General features: G+C 62.4%; 22 protein-coding genes and 1 tRNA gene. 4 read left to right on the top strand and 19 right to left on the bottom strand.

Going from position 1 to position 24,038, the window contains the following annotated elements:
- Positions 1 to 272: 272 nt before the first annotated feature.
- Positions 273 to 2,588, bottom strand: a complete 2,316-nt coding sequence (secA2, locus tag CCICO_RS05445; protein ID WP_026161435.1) for an accessory Sec system translocase SecA2 — start codon at positions 2,586 to 2,588, stop codon at positions 273 to 275.
- 265 nt (positions 2,589 to 2,853) lie between these two features.
- Between secA2 and CCICO_RS05440 the strand changes: the two genes are divergently transcribed.
- The 4 genes from CCICO_RS05440 to CCICO_RS05425 all read left to right on the top strand — a co-directional run bounded on the left by CCICO_RS05440 (position 2,854) and on the right by CCICO_RS05425 (position 5,743).
- On the top strand, positions 2,854 to 4,056 hold the full coding sequence (locus CCICO_RS05440; protein WP_018019646.1) for a bifunctional alpha/beta hydrolase/OsmC family protein: 1,203 nt from the start codon (positions 2,854 to 2,856) through the stop codon (positions 4,054 to 4,056).
- Positions 4,049 to 4,492, top strand: a complete 444-nt coding sequence (locus CCICO_RS05435; RefSeq protein WP_026161434.1) for a YchJ family protein — start codon at positions 4,049 to 4,051, stop codon at positions 4,490 to 4,492. Before CCICO_RS05440 ends, CCICO_RS05435 begins: the two co-directional genes overlap by 8 nt.
- A gap of 83 nt (positions 4,493 to 4,575) precedes the next feature.
- Positions 4,576 to 4,649: transfer RNA gene (locus CCICO_RS05430), tRNA-Pro, on the top strand.
- A gap of 242 nt (positions 4,650 to 4,891) precedes the next feature.
- Complete coding sequence (locus CCICO_RS05425) at positions 4,892 to 5,743, top strand: PASTA domain-containing protein (RefSeq protein WP_018019644.1); 852 nt, start codon at positions 4,892 to 4,894, stop codon at positions 5,741 to 5,743.
- A 102-nt stretch (positions 5,744 to 5,845) separates the two neighbouring features.
- Here the strand turns inward: CCICO_RS05425 and der are convergent, their stop codons facing one another.
- The 18 genes from der to CCICO_RS05335 all read right to left on the bottom strand — a co-directional run bounded on the left by der (position 5,846) and on the right by CCICO_RS05335 (position 23,945).
- Positions 5,846 to 7,546 (bottom strand): ribosome biogenesis GTPase Der, encoded by a 1,701-nt coding sequence (gene der, locus CCICO_RS05420; RefSeq protein WP_018019643.1) that lies wholly within the window; start codon positions 7,544 to 7,546, stop codon positions 5,846 to 5,848.
- Positions 7,543 to 8,355, bottom strand: a complete 813-nt coding sequence (gene cmk / locus CCICO_RS05415; protein WP_018019642.1) for a (d)CMP kinase — start codon at positions 8,353 to 8,355, stop codon at positions 7,543 to 7,545. Before cmk ends, der begins: the two co-directional genes overlap by 4 nt.
- 20 nt (positions 8,356 to 8,375) lie before the next feature.
- Positions 8,376 to 9,323 (bottom strand): pseudouridine synthase, encoded by a 948-nt coding sequence (locus tag CCICO_RS05410; RefSeq protein WP_018019641.1) that lies wholly within the window; start codon positions 9,321 to 9,323, stop codon positions 8,376 to 8,378.
- Positions 9,324 to 9,349: 26 nt separating this feature from the next.
- A complete protein-coding gene (gene bioD / locus CCICO_RS05405; protein ID WP_018019640.1) occupies positions 9,350 to 10,036 on the bottom strand; it encodes a dethiobiotin synthase in 687 nt (228 codons plus the stop codon).
- 77 nt (positions 10,037 to 10,113) lie between these two features.
- A complete protein-coding gene (locus tag CCICO_RS05400; protein WP_026161433.1) occupies positions 10,114 to 11,409 on the bottom strand; it encodes an adenosylmethionine--8-amino-7-oxononanoate transaminase in 1,296 nt (431 codons plus the stop codon).
- Positions 11,410 to 11,617: 208 nt separating this feature from the next.
- Positions 11,618 to 12,190 (bottom strand): SMC-Scp complex subunit ScpB, encoded by a 573-nt coding sequence (gene scpB / locus CCICO_RS05395; protein ID WP_018019638.1) that lies wholly within the window; start codon positions 12,188 to 12,190, stop codon positions 11,618 to 11,620.
- Complete coding sequence (locus CCICO_RS05390) at positions 12,190 to 13,014, bottom strand: sulfurtransferase (RefSeq protein ID WP_018019637.1); 825 nt, start codon at positions 13,012 to 13,014, stop codon at positions 12,190 to 12,192. The genes scpB and CCICO_RS05390 overlap by 1 nt, the downstream gene beginning before the upstream one ends.
- Before the next feature lie 129 nt (positions 13,015 to 13,143).
- On the bottom strand, positions 13,144 to 13,992 hold the full coding sequence (locus CCICO_RS05385; RefSeq protein WP_051067255.1) for a segregation and condensation protein A: 849 nt from the start codon (positions 13,990 to 13,992) through the stop codon (positions 13,144 to 13,146).
- A gap of 22 nt (positions 13,993 to 14,014) precedes the next feature.
- Positions 14,015 to 14,887, bottom strand: coding sequence for a ParA family protein (locus tag CCICO_RS05380; RefSeq protein WP_026161431.1), 873 nt, complete (start codon positions 14,885 to 14,887; stop codon positions 14,015 to 14,017).
- 175 nt (positions 14,888 to 15,062) lie between these two features.
- Positions 15,063 to 15,974: a site-specific tyrosine recombinase XerD gene (gene xerD / locus CCICO_RS05375; protein WP_018019634.1), complete on the bottom strand. Its 912-nt coding sequence runs from the start codon at positions 15,972 to 15,974 to the stop codon at positions 15,063 to 15,065.
- 7 nt (positions 15,975 to 15,981) lie between these two features.
- Complete coding sequence (locus CCICO_RS05370; RefSeq protein ID WP_018019633.1) at positions 15,982 to 16,629, bottom strand: NUDIX domain-containing protein; 648 nt, start codon at positions 16,627 to 16,629, stop codon at positions 15,982 to 15,984.
- 103 nt (positions 16,630 to 16,732) lie between these two features.
- Complete coding sequence (locus CCICO_RS05365; RefSeq protein WP_018019632.1) at positions 16,733 to 17,812, bottom strand: copper transporter; 1,080 nt, start codon at positions 17,810 to 17,812, stop codon at positions 16,733 to 16,735.
- Positions 17,813 to 19,018 carry a putative cytokinetic ring protein SteA gene (gene steA / locus CCICO_RS05360; RefSeq protein ID WP_156809850.1) on the bottom strand — a complete coding sequence of 402 codons (1,206 nt, stop codon included), beginning with the start codon at positions 19,016 to 19,018 and terminating at the stop codon, positions 17,813 to 17,815.
- Positions 19,019 to 19,101: 83 nt separating this feature from the next.
- On the bottom strand, positions 19,102 to 20,835 hold the full coding sequence (recN, locus tag CCICO_RS05355) for a DNA repair protein RecN (RefSeq protein WP_018019630.1): 1,734 nt from the start codon (positions 20,833 to 20,835) through the stop codon (positions 19,102 to 19,104).
- Between the two features lie 82 nt (positions 20,836 to 20,917).
- The gene (locus tag CCICO_RS05350; RefSeq protein WP_018019629.1) at positions 20,918 to 21,901 is read right to left on the bottom strand and encodes an NAD kinase; all 984 of its coding nucleotides are present in this window, start codon (positions 21,899 to 21,901) and stop codon (positions 20,918 to 20,920) included.
- On the bottom strand, positions 21,898 to 22,719 hold the full coding sequence (locus CCICO_RS05345) for a TlyA family RNA methyltransferase (protein ID WP_018019628.1): 822 nt from the start codon (positions 22,717 to 22,719) through the stop codon (positions 21,898 to 21,900). Before CCICO_RS05345 ends, CCICO_RS05350 begins: the two co-directional genes overlap by 4 nt.
- Entirely contained in the window at positions 22,716 to 22,922 is a 207-nt protein-coding gene (locus CCICO_RS05340; protein ID WP_156809849.1) for a hypothetical protein, read from the bottom strand. Before CCICO_RS05340 ends, CCICO_RS05345 begins: the two co-directional genes overlap by 4 nt.
- A gap of 3 nt (positions 22,923 to 22,925) precedes the next feature.
- Complete coding sequence (locus CCICO_RS05335; RefSeq protein ID WP_018019627.1) at positions 22,926 to 23,945, bottom strand: HAD-IIA family hydrolase; 1,020 nt, start codon at positions 23,943 to 23,945, stop codon at positions 22,926 to 22,928.
- Between the last annotated feature and the right edge of the window lie 93 nt (positions 23,946 to 24,038).

The following is a 24,038-nucleotide window of genomic DNA, read 5'->3' as shown; positions in this document are numbered from 1 at the left end:
GTTGCTCGAGCACATAATGTCTTCGGCCCTCACCGCGGGCGCGGCGGCTGCCGTAGCGCTGGGTGAACAAAGTTCTGCCCTACGGAATCTATCAAGCGCAGCTGACCGCTGCAGGGTCGTAATGTCTACATCATACGTGGCATGCCCGCTTTTGGGTGCGTCAGCCCAGCCACGCGACCAGTTACGATTACGTAACAAAACCTAAGCGCGCTGGACAACCTCACCCTCAGCAAGGATCCGCTATGAGCTTAGTCACACACAGATGGTGGTGGCTATCGGAACATTCCAGCGATTCCACCCAGCACCGAATTGCCGCTGCCGGAAAGCGGATTGTCGTTGACCATGTAGGTCCAGGTAGCCGAGGGGCGCACAAGTCCCTCATCGCCGAGGTGCGCGCCCTCGTGGTCAATGCGCACCTGTTCGAAGCTGTCCACCGCATCGTCCACCGCCTGCTGCACCAGCTGTTTGAATTCTGACACCGCGATGCGGTGAAACTCATCAATGGGCGTTTCTTTCGCAATGGCGCGTAGGTGAATGGACTCACGCACGTCGTCCAACAGCGCCAGATGCTCACTCCAGCCATAATCCAGGTGGTAGAGCATAATCTCGCGGCACGCCTGCACGAGTACTTCGTGATCAACGCTTTCTTCCAACTCGGCGGCGCGCCGAGGACTGCGTTGACGACACTCCTCAAGCGCCTGCTCGGTGTGCAGCAGCCGTTGGCGGCGTTCATCAATGATCACCCGCTGATCGGCGAGCAGCTTGTTGTACTTCCATGTTTGAGCGTGGATCTCGAGCAACTGGCCCTCGGTCACACGCTGGCAGTGCTCGATAAAGTCGCGCACTTTCTTCGACTCGACCCTTCCCGCAGCGTCGGGCCGGGCCTGAATCTGGGCACCCCCACCGCCGGCGTGCACCACGTCATCGTCTAGCGCCACGAAAAACACAGAGCTGCCAGGATCTCCCTGGCGGCCTGCACGCCCGCGCAGCTGGTTGTCGAGCCGAGCGGTGCGGTGCCGAGCGGTTCCAATCACGGCCAACCCGCCGCGTTCGACCACTGCATCATGGTCACGCTCATCGGCACCACCGAGCCGAATATCGGTGCCGCGCCCAGCCATTTGGGTGGAGACGGTGACACGACCAAGATCACCGGCCTCAGCAACAATAGTGGCTTCCTCAGCATCATTTTTGGCGTTGAGCACGCTCACCGGAATGTCGCGCTCTGCAAGTGCAGCGGCAAGTTCCTCGGACTCGGCCACGTCGTGGGTGCCCACGAGCACCGGCTGGTCCTTGCGGTGAAGGCGCTCGATTTCGTCCACGATGGCCGCGTTCTTTTCGGCGATAGTGGCAAAGACGCGGTCTTGCTCATCGAAACGCTGCAAGGGCGCTTCGCGCTCGATCACCGACACACGCAGATCATAGAATTGACGCAATTGGTCGGTGGCCTCCACGGCAGTTCCGGTCATTCCGCACACCAACGGATAGCGCTTCATCAGCGCCTGCAAGGTAATGGTGTCCAGAATGCGCCCACCGTCAGAGACAACAAGCCCTTCCTTGGCTTCCACCGCGGCTTGCAGCCCGTCGGGCCATCGCTGGAGATCGGCGACGCGCCCGCGGGAAGCGTCGATAAGCGACACTTTGCCGTCGCGCACAATGTAGTGCACATCGCGGATCAGCAATGCTTGAGCATGCAGTGCGAGGTTTACGTGCACCAATGTAGTGCCGATATGCTGCTCGTCGTAGAGGGTATCGATGCCCAGGGCTTCTTCCACGTAGTGAGCGCCGGCGTCGTTGAGGAAGACATTGCGCCGCTCATCGTCGACATCGAAATGCTCTCCCTCTTTGAGCCGCCGCACAATCTCGGTGATCCGGCCAGTCGGCGCCGTGGATTGGTCGGTCCCAGCAAGCACCAGCGGAACGAGCGCTTGGTCCACGAGAACGGAGTCCGCCTCGTCCACGATCGCCACATCGGCTCCCGATTGCACCGCATCCTCGGCGTGTGTGACCAACTGATCCCGGAGCACGTCGAAGCCGATTTCATTGACCGAGCTGTAGACCACATCGGCGCTATAGGCGTGACGACGCTGCGCCGGCGTCATTTTCTCCGAGATGAAGGAGACACTCACCCCGAAAGGGCTGAAGATGTCGCGCATCCTAGTGGCGTCACGTTGCGCCAGATAGTCATTGACCGTGATCACGTGCACCCGCTGGCCCTGCAGCGCAAAGCCGACCGCTGCCATCGCCCCAGCGAGGGTCTTGCCCTCACCGGTGGCCATTTGAATCACATCCCCAGCCAGCAATCGTTGCGCGGCCTGGTATTGGGAAACAAAGGGCGCTTCCTCGTGCGCCGCAGCACTGCAAGCCCCAATGGAGGCCAATAGCCGCGGCATATCCTTAATCGACGTGCCGAGCTCACCAGCGCCGCCAGTGAGACACTGAGCGGCCACTGCGCGGGCATGTTCCCCGGCGAGCGCTGAGCCTTCCCTGCGCAGAATTTCCTGCGCCTGTTCGGCTACGGCCAAGCTTTTCTTCTCGTGCTTCGTTTCCTTGGCTCCGAGCGCTTTCCAAAACCACTTCATGCCAGCCACTGTTTTTGGCCATCCTCCTCGGGCAGCTCCTCAAGGCCTGGCGGCGTGCCGGCCTGCGAAGCAATCGCGTGCTATCGGTGTTTAGCTTAGCGCCCGCCTCAGACACCGCCGGCAGCCTCCTAGACTCACCCATCCCACCTCCGCTCGACACTCTGCCTTCCCTACCTCCGAGACACAGCACTATCCGTGCAGTTCAGAGCACATCCATCCGCTATGGCTTGGGCAGCGCTGAAGAGCCGAGGCCCACTGGTTAGACTTGGGCACCATGCATTCAGTCTCAGTTAAACTGCCTTCTTCCACCGGCTCGCTCATGGCGGGAACCATCGATTTCCCTGACGGCACCCCTCGTGCCTTCGCCATGTTTGCGCACTGCTTCACCGGTTCGCGTTTCACCCCTGCAGCATCGCGAGTGTCGAAGACTTTGGCCGATGAGGGCATTGCCTGCCTGCGTTTCGACTTTCCCGGCCTAGGCCAGTCGGAAGGCGAGTTTGCCCGCACCTCTTTTAGCTCAAACGTGGCCGATATCCGCGCCGCCTACGATTGGCTTGAGGAGCACTACGAGGCCCCGCAGTTGATGGTGGGCCACTCCCTCGGCGGTGCGGCCGCGCTGCGGGCCGTGGCTGCGAATGGCATCGAACGCATGAAGTCCATCAAGGCGGTGGCCACACTCGGGGCGCCCTTCGATCCTGCCCACGCGGTGTTGCACTTCGCGGATCGCATCGGTGAGGTGGATGAGCACGGGGCGGTCACGCTGAAGCTCGGCGGGCGCGATATCACTATCTCTCGTGAATTCCTCGAGGATCTCGCCGAGGTCAACCCAGAGAGCTACCTGCACCGGCTGAAGGTGCCCCTGTTGTTGCTGCACTCCCCAGTGGATCAAACGGTCGGCATCGATAATGCCCAGAAGATCTTCCTGTGCGCCCGCTACCCAAAGTCCTTGGTGGCCTTGGATAAGGTCGATCACCTCGCCACCCGTCCCGGCGCCGCCCAGCGCGCGGCGCATCTGATCTCCACATGGGTGCGGCCCTATCTGCAGTCCACGGCAGATTCGGAAGCAGAGGACATCCTCCCCGAGGGCGTGGCCGAAGCCCAGTCGATTCCCGCCGGTAAGTTCACGGACCTAGTGCACACAGGATCGCGGAGCTTCACTACGGACCGCGAGAAGGAGCGTGGCGGCAAGGATCTAGGCATTGCTCCCACGTCCCTGCTTATCGCCGCCCTGGCAGCCGCTACCTCGGAGGAGATCCGAGCAGCCGCTCGCGAGGGACGCATTCGCGAGCTTGACGACGTCCGGGTCTCTGTGACCAAGGTCGTCGGCGCCGACAGCGAGCAGCCGGTGCTCCGCCGCAAGATCGCCCTGATCGGTGATCTAAGTGATGAGCAGCGCGCCGAGTTGCTCGCCGCCCGCGATAATTCCCCAGTCTCGGCGATGCTCTCTCATGTGCGTATCGAAGACCGCGATGAGTAACCACCCTGCCCAACCGCTCGCCCCCGAGAAACGCTGCCCCTGCTGCTCGGGGTTGAGCTACGGCGACTGCTGCGGGATCTATCACGGCGTGGACTGCGGATGGAAGCTGGAAGAGGCTAGGCCTGCCCCCACAGCTGAGGCGTTGATGCGGTCTCGCTTCAGTGCCTTCGCTGTTGGTTTTGCCGGCTACCTCATGGCCACGTGGGCACCAGAGCACCGCCCAGATGAGATCACTCTCGACAGCGAGGAGACGCGTTTTTATCGGCTCGATATCCTCAGTAGCACTCGCGGCGGGCCGATGGATACGGAGGGCTCGGTGAGCTTCGCCGCCTATGTTCGCGGCCCTTCAGGCCGCGAAGTACAACGGGAACACTCGCTATTTGAGCGCCGTAACGGCCGGTGGTTCTACACCACCGGAACGCCTGTGACCTGCTGATTGGACTCCCCTACCAACACTGCTGTAATCTACTCGCTGTTGGATAACGCAGCCCCGCCCAAGGGATCTGCGGTGATCAACATCGGACTGTGGCGCAGCTTGGTAGCGCACTACACTGGGGGTGTAGGGGTCGCAGGTTCAAATCCTGTCAGTCCGACTCTTTTTTATCTCAAGCCGCAGTTTGGATTTTTCCGGACTGCGGCTTGAGTCTTTGGCGCCCATGTACTCCCTACCCAGGGCTAGGCGTTGAGCACAATGTGTTTGGGGTGCACATAGCTGGCGGTAAGTGCTTGGTAGATGCTGTGGGAGCCACTACCCTAAAGGCACGGCTGCGCGCACCCCTTGAGAGCAGCGTTGGCGCGGTCGGTGAAGTCTCGGCACGTGCTGAAAGGATAGATAATGACGGACGATAGGCAGCGGAATTCGTGGGACGATAACGGCGATGAGCCCACCCGTTTCATCCCGCGCGATACCTCACAGTACGGGCGGGAGGATTCCTATAACAGCTACGATGACGCCGACGATTTTGCCACCGAGTATCTTGGGGCCCACGACGCACAGCCCGAACCCCGTACTGAACAGACTCAGTACTTAGGCCCTCAGGGCAGCCAGCAGACCCCAGAGGAGAACTATCCGCGCCAGTATTACGCCCCCTTAGAGGACGAGCAGGGCTACGAGCCCCAGCAACCCTATGATCAGCCCCAGGGCCAGCCCTACGGGCAACCTCAACCGGCGGCTTATCCTCCGCCGAACTATGCCCCGCCGCAGGAGCCAAAGAAGTCCTCGGCGATGCCGTGGATTATCGCGGTGGTCGCTCTCGTCGTGCTCGCCGTGGTGGTGGGCATGTTTGCCTTCGGCCGCGATGGCGAGAACACCGCCGAGTCCACGACTACTCCACCGCCGGTGGAAACCGTAACGGAGACAGTTGAGCCGGAGGCCCCAGCCCCCACCGAGGATCCAGCCGTGCAGCAGCGCCTCCAGGAAGAAACAGACAGGCTGCGCGAGTCCGTAGAGTCGCTGACTTCCGAGGTTCAGGCACCAGCTACCGCTGTACCGGATGTGATGGGCGATAACGGCGTAGTCGCGGTGGCACAATTGAAGGCCCGCGGCTTTAGCGATGTCCGCACGGTCGATGCCTCCGGTGCAGAGATCAGTGGCGCAGACCTGCTCGGGGGCTCGGTGACGCGCGTTGATCCGCCGGCCGGAACCGAGACGGATAAGTCCACTCCCGTTACTTTGGTCATCGAGTAGCTCGCTCCGCTTACGCGGGCGCTCGAGCCTTAGGTCATCACCACTTAAGCCCCTCAACCGATGTGACTGGTTGAGGGGCTTGAAGCGTCGATAAGCGAGCAGCTAACGCTTGCGCTTCTCGCGCACGCGCACTGCGATACGCACTGGGGAGCCTTCGAAGCCGAAGGACTCGCGGAACTTGCGCTCCAGATAGCGGCGGTAGCCGGCGTCGAGGAAGCCGGTGGTAAACAGCACGATCACCGGCGGGCGGGTGGAAGCCTGGGTGGCAAAGAGCACACGGGGCAGGCGGCCTGCCTTCATCGGCGGCGGGTTTTGAGCGATGGTCTCACGTACCCAGTTGTTGAGCTTGCCGGTGGAGATGCGGCTATCCCAGCTGTCTAGGGCCTCGATGAGCATGGGTTCAATCTTCTGCAGAGCGCGCCCAGTCTTGGCGGAAATGTTTACCCGCCGTGCCCACGGCACATGCGCCAGCTTCTCCTCGATGTCGCGTTCCAGCAGATAGCGCTGGTCCTCGTCCATCAGATCCCACTTGTTATAGGCGATCACCAGCGCCTTACCGGATTCGATCACCATGCCGAGCACGCGCTGGTCCTGCTCTGTGATCGGCTGGGAGGAATCCACCAGCAGCACGCACACCTCGGCGGCATCAATGGCGTTTTTAGTGCGCAGGGAGGCATAGAACTCGTGTCCGCGGGCGTGCTTAACCTTCTTGCGCAACCCGGCGGTGTCCACGAACTTCCATAGCTGGTTGTCCAGCTGCACCATCGAGTCCACTGGGTCGACGGTGGTGCCCGCGACATTGTCCACCACGGCGCGATCCTCGCCGGTGAGTTTGTTCAACAGCGAGGACTTGCCCACGTTCGGCTTACCAACCAGCGCTACTCGACGCGGCCCCGAGGTAATCGAGGCCGCCTTGGGCTGCTCGGGGAACAAGCGCACGACCTCGTCGAGCACATCGGCCCCACCGCGGCCGTGCAGCGCAGAAACCGGATAGGGATCGCCCAAGCCGAGGGCGTAGAACTCGGCCATTTCGGCATACTGCCCGTCCGACTCAAACTTGTTGGCCACCACCAGCACCGGCACATCGGCGCGGTGCAGTTTGCGGGCCATCACCGCATCGGCATCGGTAATGCCCACCGTGGTATCCACCACGAAGAGGATGATGTCAGCCTCAGCCATGGCGTTTTCCGCCTGGCGAGCGATCGCGGCGTGCATACCCTTGGCGTCGGGGTCCCAGCCGCCGGTGTCTTGCACCCAATAGCGCTGGCCATTCCACTCCGCCAAATAGCTCACGCGATCGCGGGTGACGCCGGGAAAGTCCTCCACCACAGCGGCGCGACGTCCCAAGAAACGGTTCGTCAGCGTGGACTTACCCACATTTGGCCGTCCCACGATAGCCACAGTGCACAGCTGCTCTTCCACGATATCTGGGGAGGTAATGCCCAGTGCGGCCTCGAGTTCAGCCCACTCCTCCTCGGTGCGCGGGCCATCGGGGCCAAAACGGGGATCGTTCTCATCCACCGGCCCAGGTACCTCGAGATCCTCCAGGTCATCCTCGCCGTAACCTGATGCGTAGTAGACCTCACCAAAGTCGGCTTCGTCGAAGTCCTCCTCGTCGAAATCCGCGGCGCCGTATCCTTCGCCGGGAGCGAGCACCTCTTCTTCGCTAAAAGCCTCATCGGCCGGCAGCTCACCGCCATCGGCGACGGCGTAGACGAACTCGGTATCGCGATCAAGATCCTCGTAGGTTTTGCTGTCGCGAGCGCTGTTCGTCGAGTTGTTCTTGTCTTCGGTGCTACTCATGATCGCCTCCTCTCGGCGGTGGTGTCGGTGGATGGGATGGGCTCGGGGGAATCGCCTGCGGCGTCAGCCGCTGCCGCCTGCTCTGTCTGAGCGGGTGCGGCCTCGGTGGCGATGGCGGAGGATTCCACGAGTGCCACTAGGGAGTCGAGCACCTCCTCGAAGCTCATCTCGGAGGTATCGATGATGTGCGCATCCTCGGCGGGCTTGAGCGGCGAGGCGGCGCGAGAGGAATCGGCCTCATCGCGGCGCTTCACATCCGCCAAGACATCCTCGAGGTAAACCTTGCGTCCGGCCTTGCGGTCTTGCTTGTAGCGTCGTTGCGCGCGCACCTCGGGGCTGGCGGTAAGAAAGGCCTTCACCGGAGCGTCGGTGAGCACCACCGTGCCGATGTCGCGGCCCTCCACGATGCAGCGGCCCGCAGAGGCGGCCAGAGTGCGTTGGAGACGCACAAGGTTCTCCCGCACCTCCGGAATGGCGGAGATGGTGGACACAGCTTGGGTCACCTCTGGGCCGCGGATCTCCTGGGAGACATCCTTGCCGTCGAGCAACACCTCGGTGGACTCGGGATCATCATTGACCGCCAGCGGCAGATGCACGGTTGCCTCGATCACCGCATCGGTGTCATCCGGGTGAATATCGCGCCGCAGCACGTGCAACGTGGCCACGCGATACATTGCGCCGGTGTCGAGATACTTGGCGCACAGCCGCGTGGCAAGGGCTCGAGACGCGCTGGACTTGCCGGTGCCAGACGGTCCGTCAATGGCCACAATCAACCCGCCGGCGGGCTTATTAGCAATTGTCGATTTCATGAATCACTCACGCCCCTCGCCTAGAGCTCGACAGCCTTATAAAGGCTACGCAGCTCGGAGTCGTTCAAGGCCCGCAAAGAACCCGGGGTCTGCTCCCCTAGCTGCACGGTGTGCAGCTTCGTGCGCACGAGACGCTGCACCGGGTAGCCGGCCTCTTTGAGCATGCGGCGCACAATGTGCTTGCGCCCCTCGTGCAGATCCAGACGCACCAGCGAACGGCCCTGGTTGGCGTCGATAATGCTGACCTTGTCTGCCTTCGCGATGCCATCCTCCAGCTCGATGCCCTCGCGCAGCTGCCGGATGAGCTTGCGATCAGCCTCGCCGAGAACATTAGCCACATAGGTCTTAGACACCTCGTAGCGCGGGTGCATGAGCCGATTAGCCAGCTCGCCATCATTGGTCAGCAGCAACAAACCTTCTGTGTCGGCGTCCAAACGGCCCACATGGAACAGGCGCTGCCCGGCGGAGAGCTTCTCCCCCACGATATCGCCCACGCAGGGCCGGCCCATATCGTCGCTCATCGTCGACTGCATACCCCGAGGTTTATTGAGCACAAAGTACTGCAGATTCTCGTCAATACGCACGCGCACCCCATCGACGCGCACCACCGAGTTATTCGGATCGATGCGCACCCCCTGAGTGGTCACGATACGGCCATTGACCTCAACTCGCCCCTCATCGATGAGACGCTCGGACATGCGCCGCGAAGCAACACCCGCCTGGGCGAGCACCTTCTGCAAACGCACCCCCTCGCCCTTGTCCTGGGAGGGGTTCGCGCCAAGATCCTCGGTGCTGACATGCTGGTGGCGCGCCGGCTTTGCCTGAGATACGTAGATGGAGCTGCCGCGCTGGGCGCGCTGTTCGGGCTGCTCTGCGGAATTCGGTTGAGCCGACTCGGCACGACGGGACGAACGCGAGCGGAAGCCCTTGTTGTCCGGTGTGCCATCTCGGCGAGCGGAAGGTGTCATGTATGCTCCTAAAACTTGCGGTGCAATTATCGACCGCCCAGTGTATCACCGCTGCCGGTCAGATCAGCTATCAGAGCGCGCACCGCCGTCTCATCCTCGTAACGCGCCGAACCACGGGGCACACTCGCCACATAGGGGCAATGCGTGACGACGCTAAACTCATCCACATTCAACCGCGTCGCCAGATCTGGATCCTTCGGCACACTACCGCCAATAAGCCCCAACACCTCAATGCCGCGGGCCCGCGCAGCCTCCACGCTCAACTCGGCCAGATTTAACGAGCCCAACCCCACCGAGGTGACGATGAGCAGCGGCGCCGACAAACCTGCGGCCACATCCGCAATCGTCCACTCATCGGCGATCCGCACCAAAAGCCCGCCGGCGCCCTCCACCAACACCAGCCTGCCTGGCTCATCAAGCGCCGCGATGTTCTCCACGGTGGACGCCAGCTCGAGATGCGCCATACCGGCGCGCCGGGCCGAGATATTGGGCGCGAGCGGCTCGGGATAGCGGGCGAATTCCACCACCTGCTCCACTGCAGGACACAGCTGCTGCACAGTGGCTAGATCACCTCGCCCTTCTGGTTCCCCAGTTTGGGCTGGTTTCACCACGGTAACGGCTACTCCCATGTCGCTGGCCACCGCGGCCAGCGCGGCGGTGGCATAGGTTTTCCCCACATCGGTGTTAGTTCCGGTGATCACAATGATGGCCATGGTGGTGGCAACTCCTTAGATTTTCTGCAAAGCCTAGACATATAGTGCGCACGATCCATCGGGGCGGCTGTGGGTCGCTAGCGTGGTTGAGACTGGGCGGCGCTCGCGGCGCTACGAAGCGCCCGAGTGATGGTGTCTATCTGCTCTGTGGTGGAGACAAATGGCGGCATGGCGTAAATGAGCCGGCCGAAGGGCCGCAGCCACACTCCCTCAGCCAAAGCGGCCGCGGTAGTGGCCTCCATATCCACGGCTGTGTCCATCTCTACTACAGCGATGGCACCCAACACCCGCACGTCCGCCACCCCAGGCTGCCTGTCCAGTCCAGCAAGCCCCGTGGTGAGTTCAGCCTCGATGCGAGGCACCGTATCGCACCAGTAGCGGGAAGCAATTAACTCCACGCTCGCATGGGCCACCGCACACGCCAGAGGGTTGGCCATGAATGTCGGCCCGTGCATGAGCGCCCCACCGCCGGCGGGGCTGGAGATTGCCGCCGCCACCTTCTCGGTGGTCATCGCCGCAGCCAGGGTCATGAAACCGCCGGTTAAAGCCTTGCCTACGCACATGATGTCGGGAGTCACACCGGCTCCACTGGTGGCAAAAAGCTCGCCGGTGCGGCCGAAGCCGGTGGCAATCTCATCGGCGATGAACACCAGGTCGTGGCGATCGCACAGCTCGCGGATCCCCGCCACCAGAGCGGGATCATGAAAACGCATACCGCCAGCGCCTTGCACCACCGGTTCGATGATGATTGCCGCCGTGGTGGCGTCGATATTCCGCTCCATCTCCTCGAGGTAGCGCTGCGTTTCTTCTGGCTCGCAATCCCGCACCGGTGGTGCAGGCGCGAAACGCTGGGTGGCGAGAACGCCGTGCCACAGCGCGTGCATGCCACCCTCGGGGTCGCACACACTCATTGCGCCGAAGGTATCCCCGTGATAGCCCGATCGCCATGTGAGCAGGCCGGTGCGCTCGGGATGGCCCTGTCCGCGCTGGTATTGCAACGCCATTTTGATGGCGACCTCCACCGAGACCGATCCAGAATCAGCGAAGAACACCTTGTCCAAGCCGTCTGGGGCGAGCTCTACGAGACTGTTAGCCACGTTGATGGCGGGGGCGTGAGTAAGGCCGCCGAACATTACGTGCGGCATAGTCTCGATCTGTCGCTGAGCAGCAGCCACCAGTGCGGGATGACGGTGGCCATGGCAGGCAGCCCACCACGAGCTCATGCCATCGATCACTTCGGCGCCATCGGCGAGTTGCAGATACACCCCCTCTGCCTGGGTCACCAGCCTGCTCTGCACTGATGCAGGCATGGGGCCATAGGGGTGCCAGATGTGGCGCCGATCGAACTCGAGAAGTTCCTGGCTACTACGCAGCAGACTGTGTTGTGTGCCGAGCTGCTGCGTAGTAGCTGGGTGTGCAGTAGAGGCAGGGGTGGTATTCGCCTGATTCATCACACCTTTACGCTACACCCGCCAACCAGCAGTTTGGCCATTACTAGCCGCTTCGAATTGCCGAAAACTATACGGTGTTTAATTGCTGCGCAATCCTCGCAGCTAAACACCGTTTAATGGGTTGAAGGGGCTAAAACTGTTCTTCGATGGATTCCACATCCGGTAGGAGAGGTGCCAAGGAGGGCAGGGCGCTGAGATCGTCGATCCCTAAGGTTTCGAGGAACAGCTGGGTAGTTTCGTAACGGTGAGCACCGGTGCTCGGCTCTGGCGGGTCAACCTCGCGGATTAGCCCACGCTGCGCCAAGGTACGCATCACGCCATCCACATTGACCCCGCGCACTGCAGCCACTTGGGCGCGGGTCACCGGCTGGCGGTAGGCCACCACCGCGAGGGTTTCTAGGGCTGCGCGGGTCAGCCTCGTTTTCTCCCCGTCTAGGACGAAGCGCTCCACGCTCTCTGCGTAGTCCGCGCGCGTATAGAGCCGCCAGCCTTCCTCACTGCAGCGAAGGTCAAAACCGCTGCCGCGAGCATCGAATTCGGCGGCCACCGCGCGCAATTCGGCCTCCACCTCCGCGGCTTCGGTATCGAGCACTCGGGCGAGCTGGGCGACTCCAACCGGCGCATCGATCACCAGCATGATCGCTTCCAAGCGTGCGCGCAAGGCATTCACCGGCTCTGGGTGTGGATTATCGTGAGCAGTCACTAGGGCTCGATCGGCTTGTTGTTGTTCGGATGTGCCCACTCAGACCAGGAGCCATCGTAGACCTTGAGGTTGGTGAAACCAGCCTCGGTGGCGGCGAGCGCCAACACGCAGGCGGTCACACCCGATCCGCAGCTCATGATCAACTCCTCATCCTGGTTGTGCTCACCGAAGCGCTCCGCGAGTGCCTCCGCGCTGCGAAGCTGCTGGGTGTCGTCGAGAAGCGAGGTGAAGGGAATGTTGACCGCACCAGGCATATGGCCGGAGGCCACACCCTCCCGCGGCTCCGGCTCGGTGCCAGCAAAGCGGCCGGCACTGCGGGCATCACAGACCGGACGACCGGCCTCGAGGGCTGATTCCACCTCGTCCATCCCCACGAACAAATCGCGGGGTTGAGTATTCAGCTGTGCAGCCTCGGCGGTAGTCCACTCTAGGCCCTGCTCTCGGGAGATCTCTTCCGTGGCAAAGCCCGCGGCCGTCCACGCCGGCAGACCGCCGTCGAGCACCTTCACGTTGTCAATACCGGCTTGGCGGGCCAGCCACCATATGCGCGGAGCAACCATGATCCCGTGCCGGTCGTAGACCACTACGGTCGTTTCCTCACTCACACCCGCCTGGGCGAAGATCGCCGCCACATCCTCCGGCGCGGTGTGCGGGCGCCGATCACTAGTGTCCGAAAACTCGGTCTCGATATCAGCAAGTTTCGAGCCTGGGATGACGGTGTAGCTCTCACGCGGGCGCCCCATCGCCGCGAGAAGGAGCACAATATTGTCTGCATTCGAGCTCATACGCTCAGCCAGCCAGCTGGGAGATACTACTGCGTTCATGTCACCCAACTATAGGCATCCAATAAGGATACTGACTTCTACGAGTGCCCCCACAGCCCAGCACCCCAGCGCAGTGCTCCAGTATCCCCTCGCAGCGCAAGGCCCACGGGCTGCACACTGCATCGCTGGCTACGACCAGTTGGCGGCCGCCACCACGGCCGGATCTACATCCTTGCCTGTCCAAGCCACCCGCAACTCCCCTAGCGCTTCTTTCTGTTCCACCTGGAGTGCCTGCGCTTTATACAGCTCGAGCAAAGCGAGGAAGCGCCCAACGATCTCCATGCTCACCCCGCAGTCCGCGGTGAGGGTGGTGAAGCTGGCCCACTGGGATACGCCCATGAACTTCAAAAGCCCCAACAGCTTGCCGGCCTGCTCAGGCACCGACACCGGCTGGAAGTGCAGATGCGAAGTGGAGACCTCCTCGGGCGGACGAGGACGAAACACCCCCGCAGCCACCTGAGCGAATCCCTCGGCATCGAGACCCAGATGCACGGGAGGCAACAGCTCGGCATAGTGCTGCTCGAGCGCCACGGCGCGGGGATAGCGGCGTTGCGCGCTACGCTGCCACTCGGCAAAGAGATCCGCCACCTTCTTGTAGGCGCGGTATTGCAGCAGGCGGGCAAAGAGCAGATCCCGCATCTCGAGGATCTCGGCATCATCGATCTCCTCCTCCGAGGAGTGCGGCAGCAGCCGAGCTGCTTTCAGGCTGAGCAGTGTGGAGGCTATGAGCACGAACTCGGTGGTCTCATCCAGTCGATCGTGTACCTCCCCGAGCTGCTTGGTGTAGGAGATGAACTCGTCGGTCACCTCAGCTAGGGCGATCTCAGTGATATCGAGGGTGCGCCGGTTGATCAGGTGCAACAGCAGATCGAAGGGGCCGGTGAAGTTGTGCAAACTAAGCTGAAAGCCCGTGATCTCCGGCTGGGAGGAGGCGTCGATCGCCTCCTGAGAGGCCCGCAGTGGCGTGGTGTCGGCCATGCGCGATTGAGGCGTGGCGGCGCTAGACTTCGCTGCGCTCAATGACTTCCTTCGCCAACTGGCGGTATTGCTGCGAGCCTTGGGAGCTGGGCGCCCACATGATAATCGGCTCGCCTGCCACCGATGTCTCGGGGAAGCGCACTGTGCGAGTAATGACGGTGTCAAAGACCTGATCGTCAAACACCTCGATCACTCGCGACATCACCTCGCGGGCGTGGGAGGTGCGCCGGTCGAACATGGTGACCAAAATGCCCGTGATCTCAAGGTCAAAGTTCAGGCGATCGCGCACCTTCTCCACAGTGTCTGTCAACAGCGCGAGCCCGCGCAGGGAGAAATACTCGCATTCCATCGGGATGATAACCCCATGGGAGGCCGCGAGGGCATTGACGGTGAGCAGGCCCAACGAGGGCTGGCAGTCCAGAATGATGAAGTCATAATCCTTACGCACAGGGCGCAAGGCTCGGCCTAGGGTGTGCTCACGCCCCACCTCATTGACCAACTGAATTTCTGCCGCAGAGAGATCGATATTGGCAGGCACCAAGTCGAGGCCCGGCATGGCGGTGCTGTGGATGGCGTTGAGGATCGACGAGCGGGAGTCCAGCATGACATCGTAGATCGTCAAATCGAGTTCATCGTGAGCGATGCCCAGTCCAGCGGTCAGGGCCCCCTGCGGATCCAAGTCCACCAGCAGCACCTTGCGCCCCAACTCCGCGAGGCAGGCACCCAGATTGATCGTGGAGGTGGTTTTACCCACCCCGCCCTTCTGGTTGACCATCGAGATGATGTGGGCTGGGCCGTGCCGCTTCACCGGCTCCGGATCGGGCAGCGTACGCAGGGGCCGCCCCGTCAAGCCGTACTCGTCCTCTGGCTTGTCGAACAATCCCTGCTCTCCCACGATCAACCCTTCTTCCTTGACTATCTCGCCCGAGGGCCTAGGGCGCGCCCCTCACGCGCGAGACAACTCGAATCACATCAGTGTTCTTTACCCATAGATTACACGGGCGGCAGCGCTTCACCCTACGCTTATCGACGGCGCGTTGCACAGCACCCTTAAGTCAAGAATTCTGCCTTTACTTTTCGTGGGCTCGCGGATGCGCAGCCGCCCACGACTCCCGCAACGCATCCGCCGAAATGTGGGTGTAGATCTGGGTGGTCGTCACCGATGAGTGCCCCAAAAGCTCCTGCACCACACGCACGTCCGCCCCGCCTTCGATCAGGTGGGTGGCGTAGCTGTGGCGCAAGGTGTGAGGCGAGATCGACGCCTCAATACCTGCTCGCTCGGCGGCACGCTTGACTAACGCCCACGCGGACTGCCGCGACAAGGCTCCGCCGCGCTGGTTGAGAAAGAGGTGATGATCCCCCTTGGTGTTCAGCGCTGGCCGCGCCCGCACCCGATAGGCCTCCACTGCCCGGCGGGCGGCACCGCCTACCGGCACCACGCGGTGTTTATCACCCTTGCCTTTGAGCATGAGCGCGCCGCGTTCGAGCCCAGAGATGTCGTCAATACGCAAGGACACCACCTCCGAGATGCGGGCGCCGGTGCCATACAGCAACTCGAGCACCGCTAGGTCGCGCAGGTCCACCACTGTGGCGTGCTCATCCTGCGGCACTGCCTCCAACATGGCCGTCACTTGCGCCACGCTGAGCGTATCGGGCAGGTGCTGCGGCGGGCTGGGCGGCGTCACATCCTTAGCCACATTCGCGGCCACTGCATCGTCCTCCACCGCGAAAGCATGCATACCGCGCACTACCGACAAGGCTCGTGCCGCGGAACGCACGGATAATCCACCCCGGCGAATATCAGCCACGAAGTCTTCCACCATGGGAGCATCTACGGCCGCTAAGTCCTCGACGTTGTGCACCTCAAGCCAGGAAAGATAGCGCTGCACATCGCGGCGATAGTTCGACAGCGTGTTAGCGCTCAACCCGCGTTCCACGCGCAGATGCACCAACCATCGCTCGGCGATCGAGCCTGGAGACATAAGCCACCTACACCCTCTTGAGGTCCCCTTCACCCCACTGCGCAGCCCGTCGCGCAGCTAGGCGAGTCGGGCGCAAGCTAAAGGGGGTATCGACACTACGCAACGCAGTATCGTTCTCTGTTGCGTAGTAGGCCGCCATAATTCCGGAAACCGCGATCGAGTTAACGATCTCACCCCGCATCACCGCCCGGGCGGCCTGGTCCACGGCTATCCACCGCAGCGTCATATCGGCCTCCTCATCCACCGCTTCGGGCTGGGGCACCTCCTGCAGATCGCGGGCGATAAAAATCCGGATTGCCTCCTCGCAAAAGCCGGGCGAGGACACCACATCGGTGAGAAGCTCCCACCGGCCAGCGCTCAGACCGGCTTCTTCCTGCAGCTCCCGCTGGGCACAACACAACGCAGACTCATCCGCCACATCGAGCAACCCCGCCGGCAACTCCCACAACCGCTGCTGCACGGAGTGGCGATACTGCCGCACCATCGCGATCTCACCAGACTTGCGCATCGCCACCACAGCCACCGCCCCGAAGTGCTCGATGATCTCCCGCTTGGCAGATCTCCCGCCCGGCATCGACACCGTATCGCGGCGCAGCGCCAAAATGGGGGCCTCGTGCAGGATCTCGGAATCTTCAACGGTGAACTCGTGGCTCATGGTGGGGTATGTCTCCTTCTTGTGGGCCCATTAGCCGCGGCGGGCGTGATGCTACTACGCATCAGCCCGCCGGGAGTGTCAAACGTGCTCTAGGCACCAACGTTTACTCGGCGTTCTCGCCCTCGCCGGCGTCGCTGTTCTCACCTTCGGATTCGGCGCCGGCCTCCTGCTCACCGGAGTCTGCAGGGTCCTCGGCGGTGTCGGTGGCGTCGATGACCTCGCCGCTGGCAGGTGCACCGTCGCTCGGCGGATGCGCGGCCTCCGCATTGGGTGCCGCACCATAGGCGCCGCTGCCGCCTTCAAGCTGCTGCTTCACCGCCAGCACCACGCTCATGCGGGCATAAGAGCGATTGATGGAATCGACGGTGGTGACTGTCTCGGCGATCTCCGCGGTATCTCGGGCAATGCCCACCGGGCCGTTTTCTGCGGCTGCGGAGTAGCGTCCGGCCAGCACGGTCGCCCCCTCACCGCCGTCCATGGCCTCGGCAAATTCGGCAATGTTCTTAGCGGCCACGGCCCCTTCCTCGGAGTCCTGGCTATCGCCGCTAAGAATCACCACCGCAGCTGCCGGCGTAAAGCCACCGTCGTCAAAATCCACATACCCGGCCTCTTTGAGCGCCTCGAGCAGGGCGTCCCGATCGGCGTCAGAAGCGCGTCCTTCTTCGCTGTCTGGCTTGCGAAGCAGCGCTTGGGCCAGGGCCTCGCCCGCGTGGTAGCCAGGATCCATGCGTTCTTCTGAGAGCTGCGCGCCAGCAGGCAGGGTGTTAGTAATGATGGACTTCAGCTTGTCGGCGCCCTCTGGGCTGAAGAATTTCTCGTCCAGTTTGATGGATCCAGCGCTGCTCGCACCAGCCTTCTCGAGGAGGTCATTGATCACATCGAAGTCTTCCCCCACCGCATCATGGGTGCGTAGCACCAGCACAGGGGTGTCCGTAAGGGTGCCCTGAACCACAGCTTCGGCCACGTTCTGCGCTACCGAGTCGGCGGCATCAGCCTGCGCTGCGGCGATCTTAGACTGGGATTCCAGCTGATCGACTTTCTTCGAGCTTTCACTCTTCAGCGTGCCGACGCTATCTCCCGGCAGATTCGGCGCCAAGGCGTAGGTTCCCAGGAGCACACCAGCCGCCACACCGAATGCGACGCCAGCGACAGCGACAGAGGCTGATCCGGATGATGTAGCCATCTAGTTAAACCATCCCTTCACCAGATCCTGCACGGCCAAGGCGAAGCTGTTCCAAGTGTCCACCACATTCTCGGTGAAGCTTCCATCGCCGCTGGTACCGGCCACGATCACGATCACAGCCATGGCCACGAGGATGCCAAGCAGTGCCCACATCCACCCCAAAGAGGTGCTGGAGCGCACCGTGTAGAGATCGGCCACGGCATGGCCATCAACGAGCTTATTACCCACCTTGGCGCGGGTGAGCAGGCCGGAGGGAGTGGCGGTGTCCGCGCTGGCGAACATGTGCTGCAGGTCGAAGACCGCACCCACGTTCACGATCAAGGAGGCGCCGTGATAGTCGGCCAGCAGAAGCGCTAGGTCGGTGGCGGATTCGGTGGCGGCGGGGAACGTCATTGCCCCCACCCCAAGATCCTGAATGCGTTCGAGTCCGGCGGCATAGCCATCGGGATCGGCAGGAAGGATCACCAGTGCCCCGGAGCGCAGCGCATCGGCGCCAATGGTGGTGGGGTTACCCACGATGAGATCAGGAGTGTAGCCATCCTCGACTAGAGTGTCTGCCGCAGCGTTGACACCGATAAGCACAGGGTTATATTCCCGAATGAAGTTACGCAGCCGCTTGAGTTCTTCGCGGTGGCCTCGGCCGGGACTTAAGACCACAACCTTGCGGTCCTTCAGGTCAGAATCAATGTCTGGGATGCCGATACCGTCGATAAGCAGTGGCGACTCGGAGCGAATGAACTCGGTGGTGTTGCCGAAATAGGCCTCCATGTTGTCCACCAGGGTCTGCTGCGATTCACTGAAGCGGCTGAGTGCCTCTTCTGCGGTGAGCACATCACCCGAGCCGATGAGGCTTTCACCGTGGAAGAATTCGCCCTCCTCGGTGAGGCGGGCCTTCTTGCCATTCTTCAGCGTGGACCACGCCTCAGCTCCCAGCCCCTCGACGAGCATGATGCCCTCATCAGCCATCAATTGGGGCCCGAAGTTGGGCATGGCACCGGTGGAGAACTGGGCAATATTTACTACGGCCGCAGGGCGGGCATCGATGAGCCGCTGCGCCTGCGCACGGGTGATGTCCGGCGCGTCGACGACAGCAATATCGCCTTCTGATAGTTTCTTCCACCCACGACCCCGCGCCGTGCAATCGCGGGCAATGGCGTGCACGCCTGGGAGATCATCGCTCTTCGAGAACAGACTCATGCCCGCTATTGTGCAGCTTCGGGCCCGTGAAGTGGGTGAGGCGCGCGGAGGCGCTGGATAAATCCCCTACCCCGCGGCCCCTGGCCCACCATCTAGGGTTCGGCAAAGCTGTCCTTGTCCCGCGCTGCGGTGGCTAGAAGCTCGGTGGCATGTGCCTTGCCGGTCTCGGTGTCGTCCAATCCGGCAAGCATGCGCGCTAGCTCTTCGACGCGACGCTCGCCAGATAAATCCTCCACCGCGGAGGTAACCGAGGAGTCGGAGACATCTTTGGATACGTGCAAGTGCTGATCCGCATAGGCGGCCACCTGGGGCAGGTGGGTGACTACGATCACCTGGTTGCGCTGGGCGAGGCGAGCCAAGCGCCGGCCGATCTCCACGGCAGCACGCCCGCCCACTCCGGCATCTACCTCGTCGAATACCAAGGTGGTAGAACTTTGGGATTGCGCCACCACCACCTCGAGGGCGAGCATCACGCGCGATAGCTCACCACCCGATGCGGCCTGGGCGATGGGTTGGGCGGTGGCCCCAGGATGCGCGGCGAGGCGAAATTCGACATTCTCTGCGCCAGCGGGGCTGGGTTCGCAGGGTTCGAGGACCACCTGAAATTCCGCCTTGGGCATCGCTAGCCCGCGAATCTCCTCGGTCACTGCCTCGCCGAGCGTCTTGGCGGCCCGAGCGCGGGCCGCAGAGAGCTTCTTCGCAGCGGCCTTGAGCTTCTTCTCAGCACGGGCCACCTTTTTCTTCAATTCCTCCAGCGCCTCGGGCGAGGTATCGATGCTGGCAAGTTTCGCTTCAGCCTTGGCTTTCCATGCCACCACCCCAGCGATATCGGGGGCGTATTTGCGGGTGAGCGATTTCAGCTCCTGTTGCCTGTGCAGCGACTCCTCCAAGGCCTGCGGATCGGAGGGCAAGGTGGACAGAAACATCCCCAACTCACCGCTAATTTCCCCGAGCTGAGTGGTGAGCTCTTCAAGACGATCGGCTAACTGAGAAAGCTCGGGATCCTCGGTTCCGCTCAGGGCGCTGCTCGCTTCCCCGAGAAAATCAGAGGCCGAGGACTGCTCATCGAAGCCTCCGTCGCCGAGGGCTTCCATCCCGTCGAGCGCCACCAGCGCGGTCTGCGCCTGCTCCCGCAGGGTGTCCACATCCTGCAAACGTCGAATCATCGCCTGCAGCTCGGTATCTTCGCCCGGCTGGGGGTCCACGGTGGCGATTTCGTTGATCGCAAACTGCAGCCGATCAACTTCTTGGGCCATCTCCCGCCGCGAGGCTGTGCGCTGGGCCAGATCGCGGGCAAGCCCCCGCCACGTGGCGTAGCACTCGCTATAGGCGCTGAGGCAGTCGGCGATGGTGTCATCGCTGCGGTCGAGCGCGGCGCGCTGGTGCTCGGGGCTGACTAGCCGCAGTTGGTCGTTTTGGCCGTGAATGGCCAGCATCTCCCCCGCGAAACTCTTGAGTGTGGCAGCGGGCACGGAACGCCCACCCAGGTGGGCTCGTGAGCGGCCGGTGGATTTGATCACGCGGGTGGCGATGTATTCATCATTCTCATCACGCTGGCCTCCGGCTTCGCTCACGATCTCCTCTACCGCGACCCGCTGGGCGTCTGCCATACCGGTGGTGGAAAAACGCCCCTCGACGGCGGCCTCCGCCGCGCCACTACGCACGCGGGAGGCATCGGCCCGATCCCCAGCGAGCATGCGTAGCCCAAAGACCACCATGGTCTTACCCGCACCGGTTTCGCCGGTGAGCACGCTTAATCCCCCCGAGAATTCGACACTCTCCGAGGGGATCACGCCTACGTTGTTGATCGCCAGTTCAGCAAGCATGCCTTAAAGCGTAGCGGAAGCTGAAATCACCCGTGCGCTCAGTGCACACCCCACAGCGCGCGCGGCGGTGAAGGTGGCGTCGTCACTGCTGAGCGTGCGGATTGTTAGCAGCGGAGGGCCCCCGCCAGCCTTCTACGGGAAGCCGGAACTTAGTTACGAGCCGGTCAGCGAAAGGCTTATGGTCCAAACGCACCCACTGCACTGGGGTGGCGGCCTTGTTGATCTCGATGCGCGAGCCCGGCGGCATGGACACCTGCCGGAATCCATCCATCACGGCTTGGGCAGGAAAGGTAGTGGACACTGATTCCACCGCCACCTGCGAATCTGGGCTGACCACCAGTGGCTTGGCAAAGAGGGCGTGGGCGTTATTGGGTACCACGAGAATCGCGTCAAGCTCCGGCCATAGCACCGGCCCTCCCGCCGAGAAAGCATAGGCCGTAGAACCGGTGGGAGTAGACACCAGCACGCCATCACAGCCGAAGGAGCTCACTGGCCTGCCATCGACCTCGAGGATTGCATCCAGCACTCCCCGACTATTCAGGCTTTCCACGCTGACCTCGTTAAGCGCCCAGCCGCGGCCCGCCACCTCGTTATTAGGCCCGCGCACCATTGCCTCGATGGTCATGCGGTCTTCCACTTCATAGTCGCGGGCAACCACGCGTTCAATGGCTAGATCGAGCGAATCGGAATCCCACTCGGCCAGAAACCCCACGTGGCCGAGGTTGATGCCGAGCACCGGCAGATCCGCCGAGTAGGCCAGATCGGCGCCGCGGAGGAAGGTTCCATCGCCACCAAGAACAAGCACCATCTCCACTCCTTCGGTGGCAGAGACATCATGGCCAAATTGCTCGAGGCGAGAAAAAATTGGGTGGCTGTCCAAGGAGGATGCCTGTGGATCTACAGAGACACGCACCTCGATGCCGGCGTCGAGAAGCAATTCCGCAGCACGTGCGGCGGCCTCCACGTTCGAGCTGCGCCCGGTGTGCGGCACCAATAACACAATGCGCTTGTCCGTGGCGTGTTCGCTGCTGCCCGGCGTAGCGGGAGCACAGTGGGTGCTGCTCATTGGGGTCCCTCCTCGATGGCGCGGGCCACCATCGCGTCGATACGTGTGGGCTCTGGCTGGCTCACGCCGCCGTCTTTGACCAACCACAGGAAATACTCTACGTTGCCCGATGGCCCTGGCAGGCCACTGGCCACCACGCCGCGCACGCTCAGCCCCAGCTCGGCGGCGGAGTCGATGACTTCCCGCACCACCTCGTGCCGTAGCTGCGGCGAACGCACCACACCACCTGCACCGATGCGCTCCTTGCCTACTTCGAATTGCGGCTTCACCATGGGCAAAAGCTGTGCCCCGTCGCGCAGACACTCCACGATTGCGGGAAGCACTAGCCTCAAAGAGATGAAGGAAAGGTCGCCGACCATCATATCGGCTTGGCCGCCGAGCATCTCTGGGGTGAGATGCCTAATATTGGTGCGATCAAGCACGTGCACTCGGTCCTCGTTTTGCAAGCGCCACACCAGCTGCCCGTATCCGACATCGACTGCGTGTACCTTCGCTGCGCCCTGTCGGAGGCACACATCCGTAAACCCGCCGGTGGAGGCGCCGGCATCGATGATCGTAGCGTCCTTCAGGCTCAGCTCTTCGGGGCGAAACGCCTCTAAGGCGCTGAGAAGCTTGTGCGCGCCCCGGGAGGCCCACCGGTCCGACTCCGCCTCTTGCACCTTGATGGAGACATCTCCCGTTACTTGGGTGGCGGGTTTGGTGGCAAGCATGCCCGCGACCACGACCCGCTTGTCACGGATCATCTGCTGGGCATGCTCCCGCGACCGGGCAATCTTGCGCTTCACTAGCTCTTGATCGAGCCGTCTGCGTCCACTCACGAGGATCCTTCTACTCTGCGTTCTAAGGCCTGATGCACGAGTTCATGTGCCTGCGCCAACACTCGAGCCTCCTCCGCCGCATCGGCAGTAGGTTGCCCGAGCAGTGCGTTTACCTGTTCTTCGAGCTTATCGACGTCCACCTCTCCGCCAGCAGCCTGGGCGGCATAAAGATCACCGGGGGTCGGAACAGACTGTGCAGCCACGATCTACCACCACTGCGCGACAGCGCGGGCAGCCTCATCCGAGCTCGTGTGCACGGCCTCAGAGTTGAGCTCATGAGAGGCCTCGCTGTCCGTCCACACCACAGCGAGCGCGGCGCGCAGCGCTTCGAGCGGGGCGTCCTCTTCGTCAATGGGTTCGCCGCCGATGCTGAGCGTTCCACGGTCTGCGTCATAGGTGGCGCTGAAGTTTCCGTGGCTGTCGGTGTGGAAGGGATCAACGGCATCCGCGGCCATGTCCAGTGCCCGCAGATCCGCGGCGACATAGCGTGCCCGTTCCGCCACTGGCGCGTTCAGTACATCCCAACATCCACTTACACCGGTAAGAACGTGCAAACTAGGAATGCCGGCGGCCACGCTGCCTGCGATATCGGTGTTGAGGCGATCGCCAATCGACAACGGGCGGCGCGCCGCAGTGCGATGGGCAGCCGCCAGAAACATCGTGGGCCCGGGCTTGCCCGCAGACTGCGGAGTCACCCCCGTTGCCGTGGCCACTGCGGCAACCATTGAACCATTGCCCACGTGAAGCCCGCGTTCCATAGGCAACGTGGTATCGAGATTAGACGCAAAATAGCGGGCACCGCGGCCGATAGCTAGGGCTGCCTCTGAGAGCTCAGCCCAGCCAGTAGCGGGGTTGTGTCCGTGGAGTACCGCGGCGGGCTGGGCGTCGGCGGATTCCACTACCTCGAAGCCGGCGTCTCTGGTCAGCTCTTTGAAAGAATCAGCGCCCACAACGTAGACCCGGGCGCCCGGCTCGATTTCTTGTGCCACCATGGCTACCGCTGCTTGGGCAGAGGTGAGCACATCGCTCGGACTCACGCGCAGCCCCAGCGAGCTCAGCTGTTCGGCCACCACCTCGGGGGCTCGGGAGGCATTATTAGTCACATACTGGCAGTTCATATCTGCGGCGAGGATGGAATCGACCGCGTGCTCGATGGGGTCGCCGCCGGCGTAGACCGTTCCATCTAGATCGAAGATCAGCAGATCAAAATTCTTGCTCAGGCACATGGAACATTATTCTACCCACCCACACGGTGGTGACCGCGGGCGCCTCGACACCAATGCCGCCGCCTAGGTTCTTAACTGGATTGAAGCCACCTA

Source organism: Corynebacterium ciconiae DSM 44920 (genome assembly GCF_030440575.1).
GTDB lineage: Bacteria > Actinomycetota > Actinomycetes > Mycobacteriales > Mycobacteriaceae > Corynebacterium > Corynebacterium ciconiae.
The sequence above is the reverse complement of the archived record's forward strand: the minus strand, read 5'-3'. Positions and strand labels throughout refer to the sequence as shown.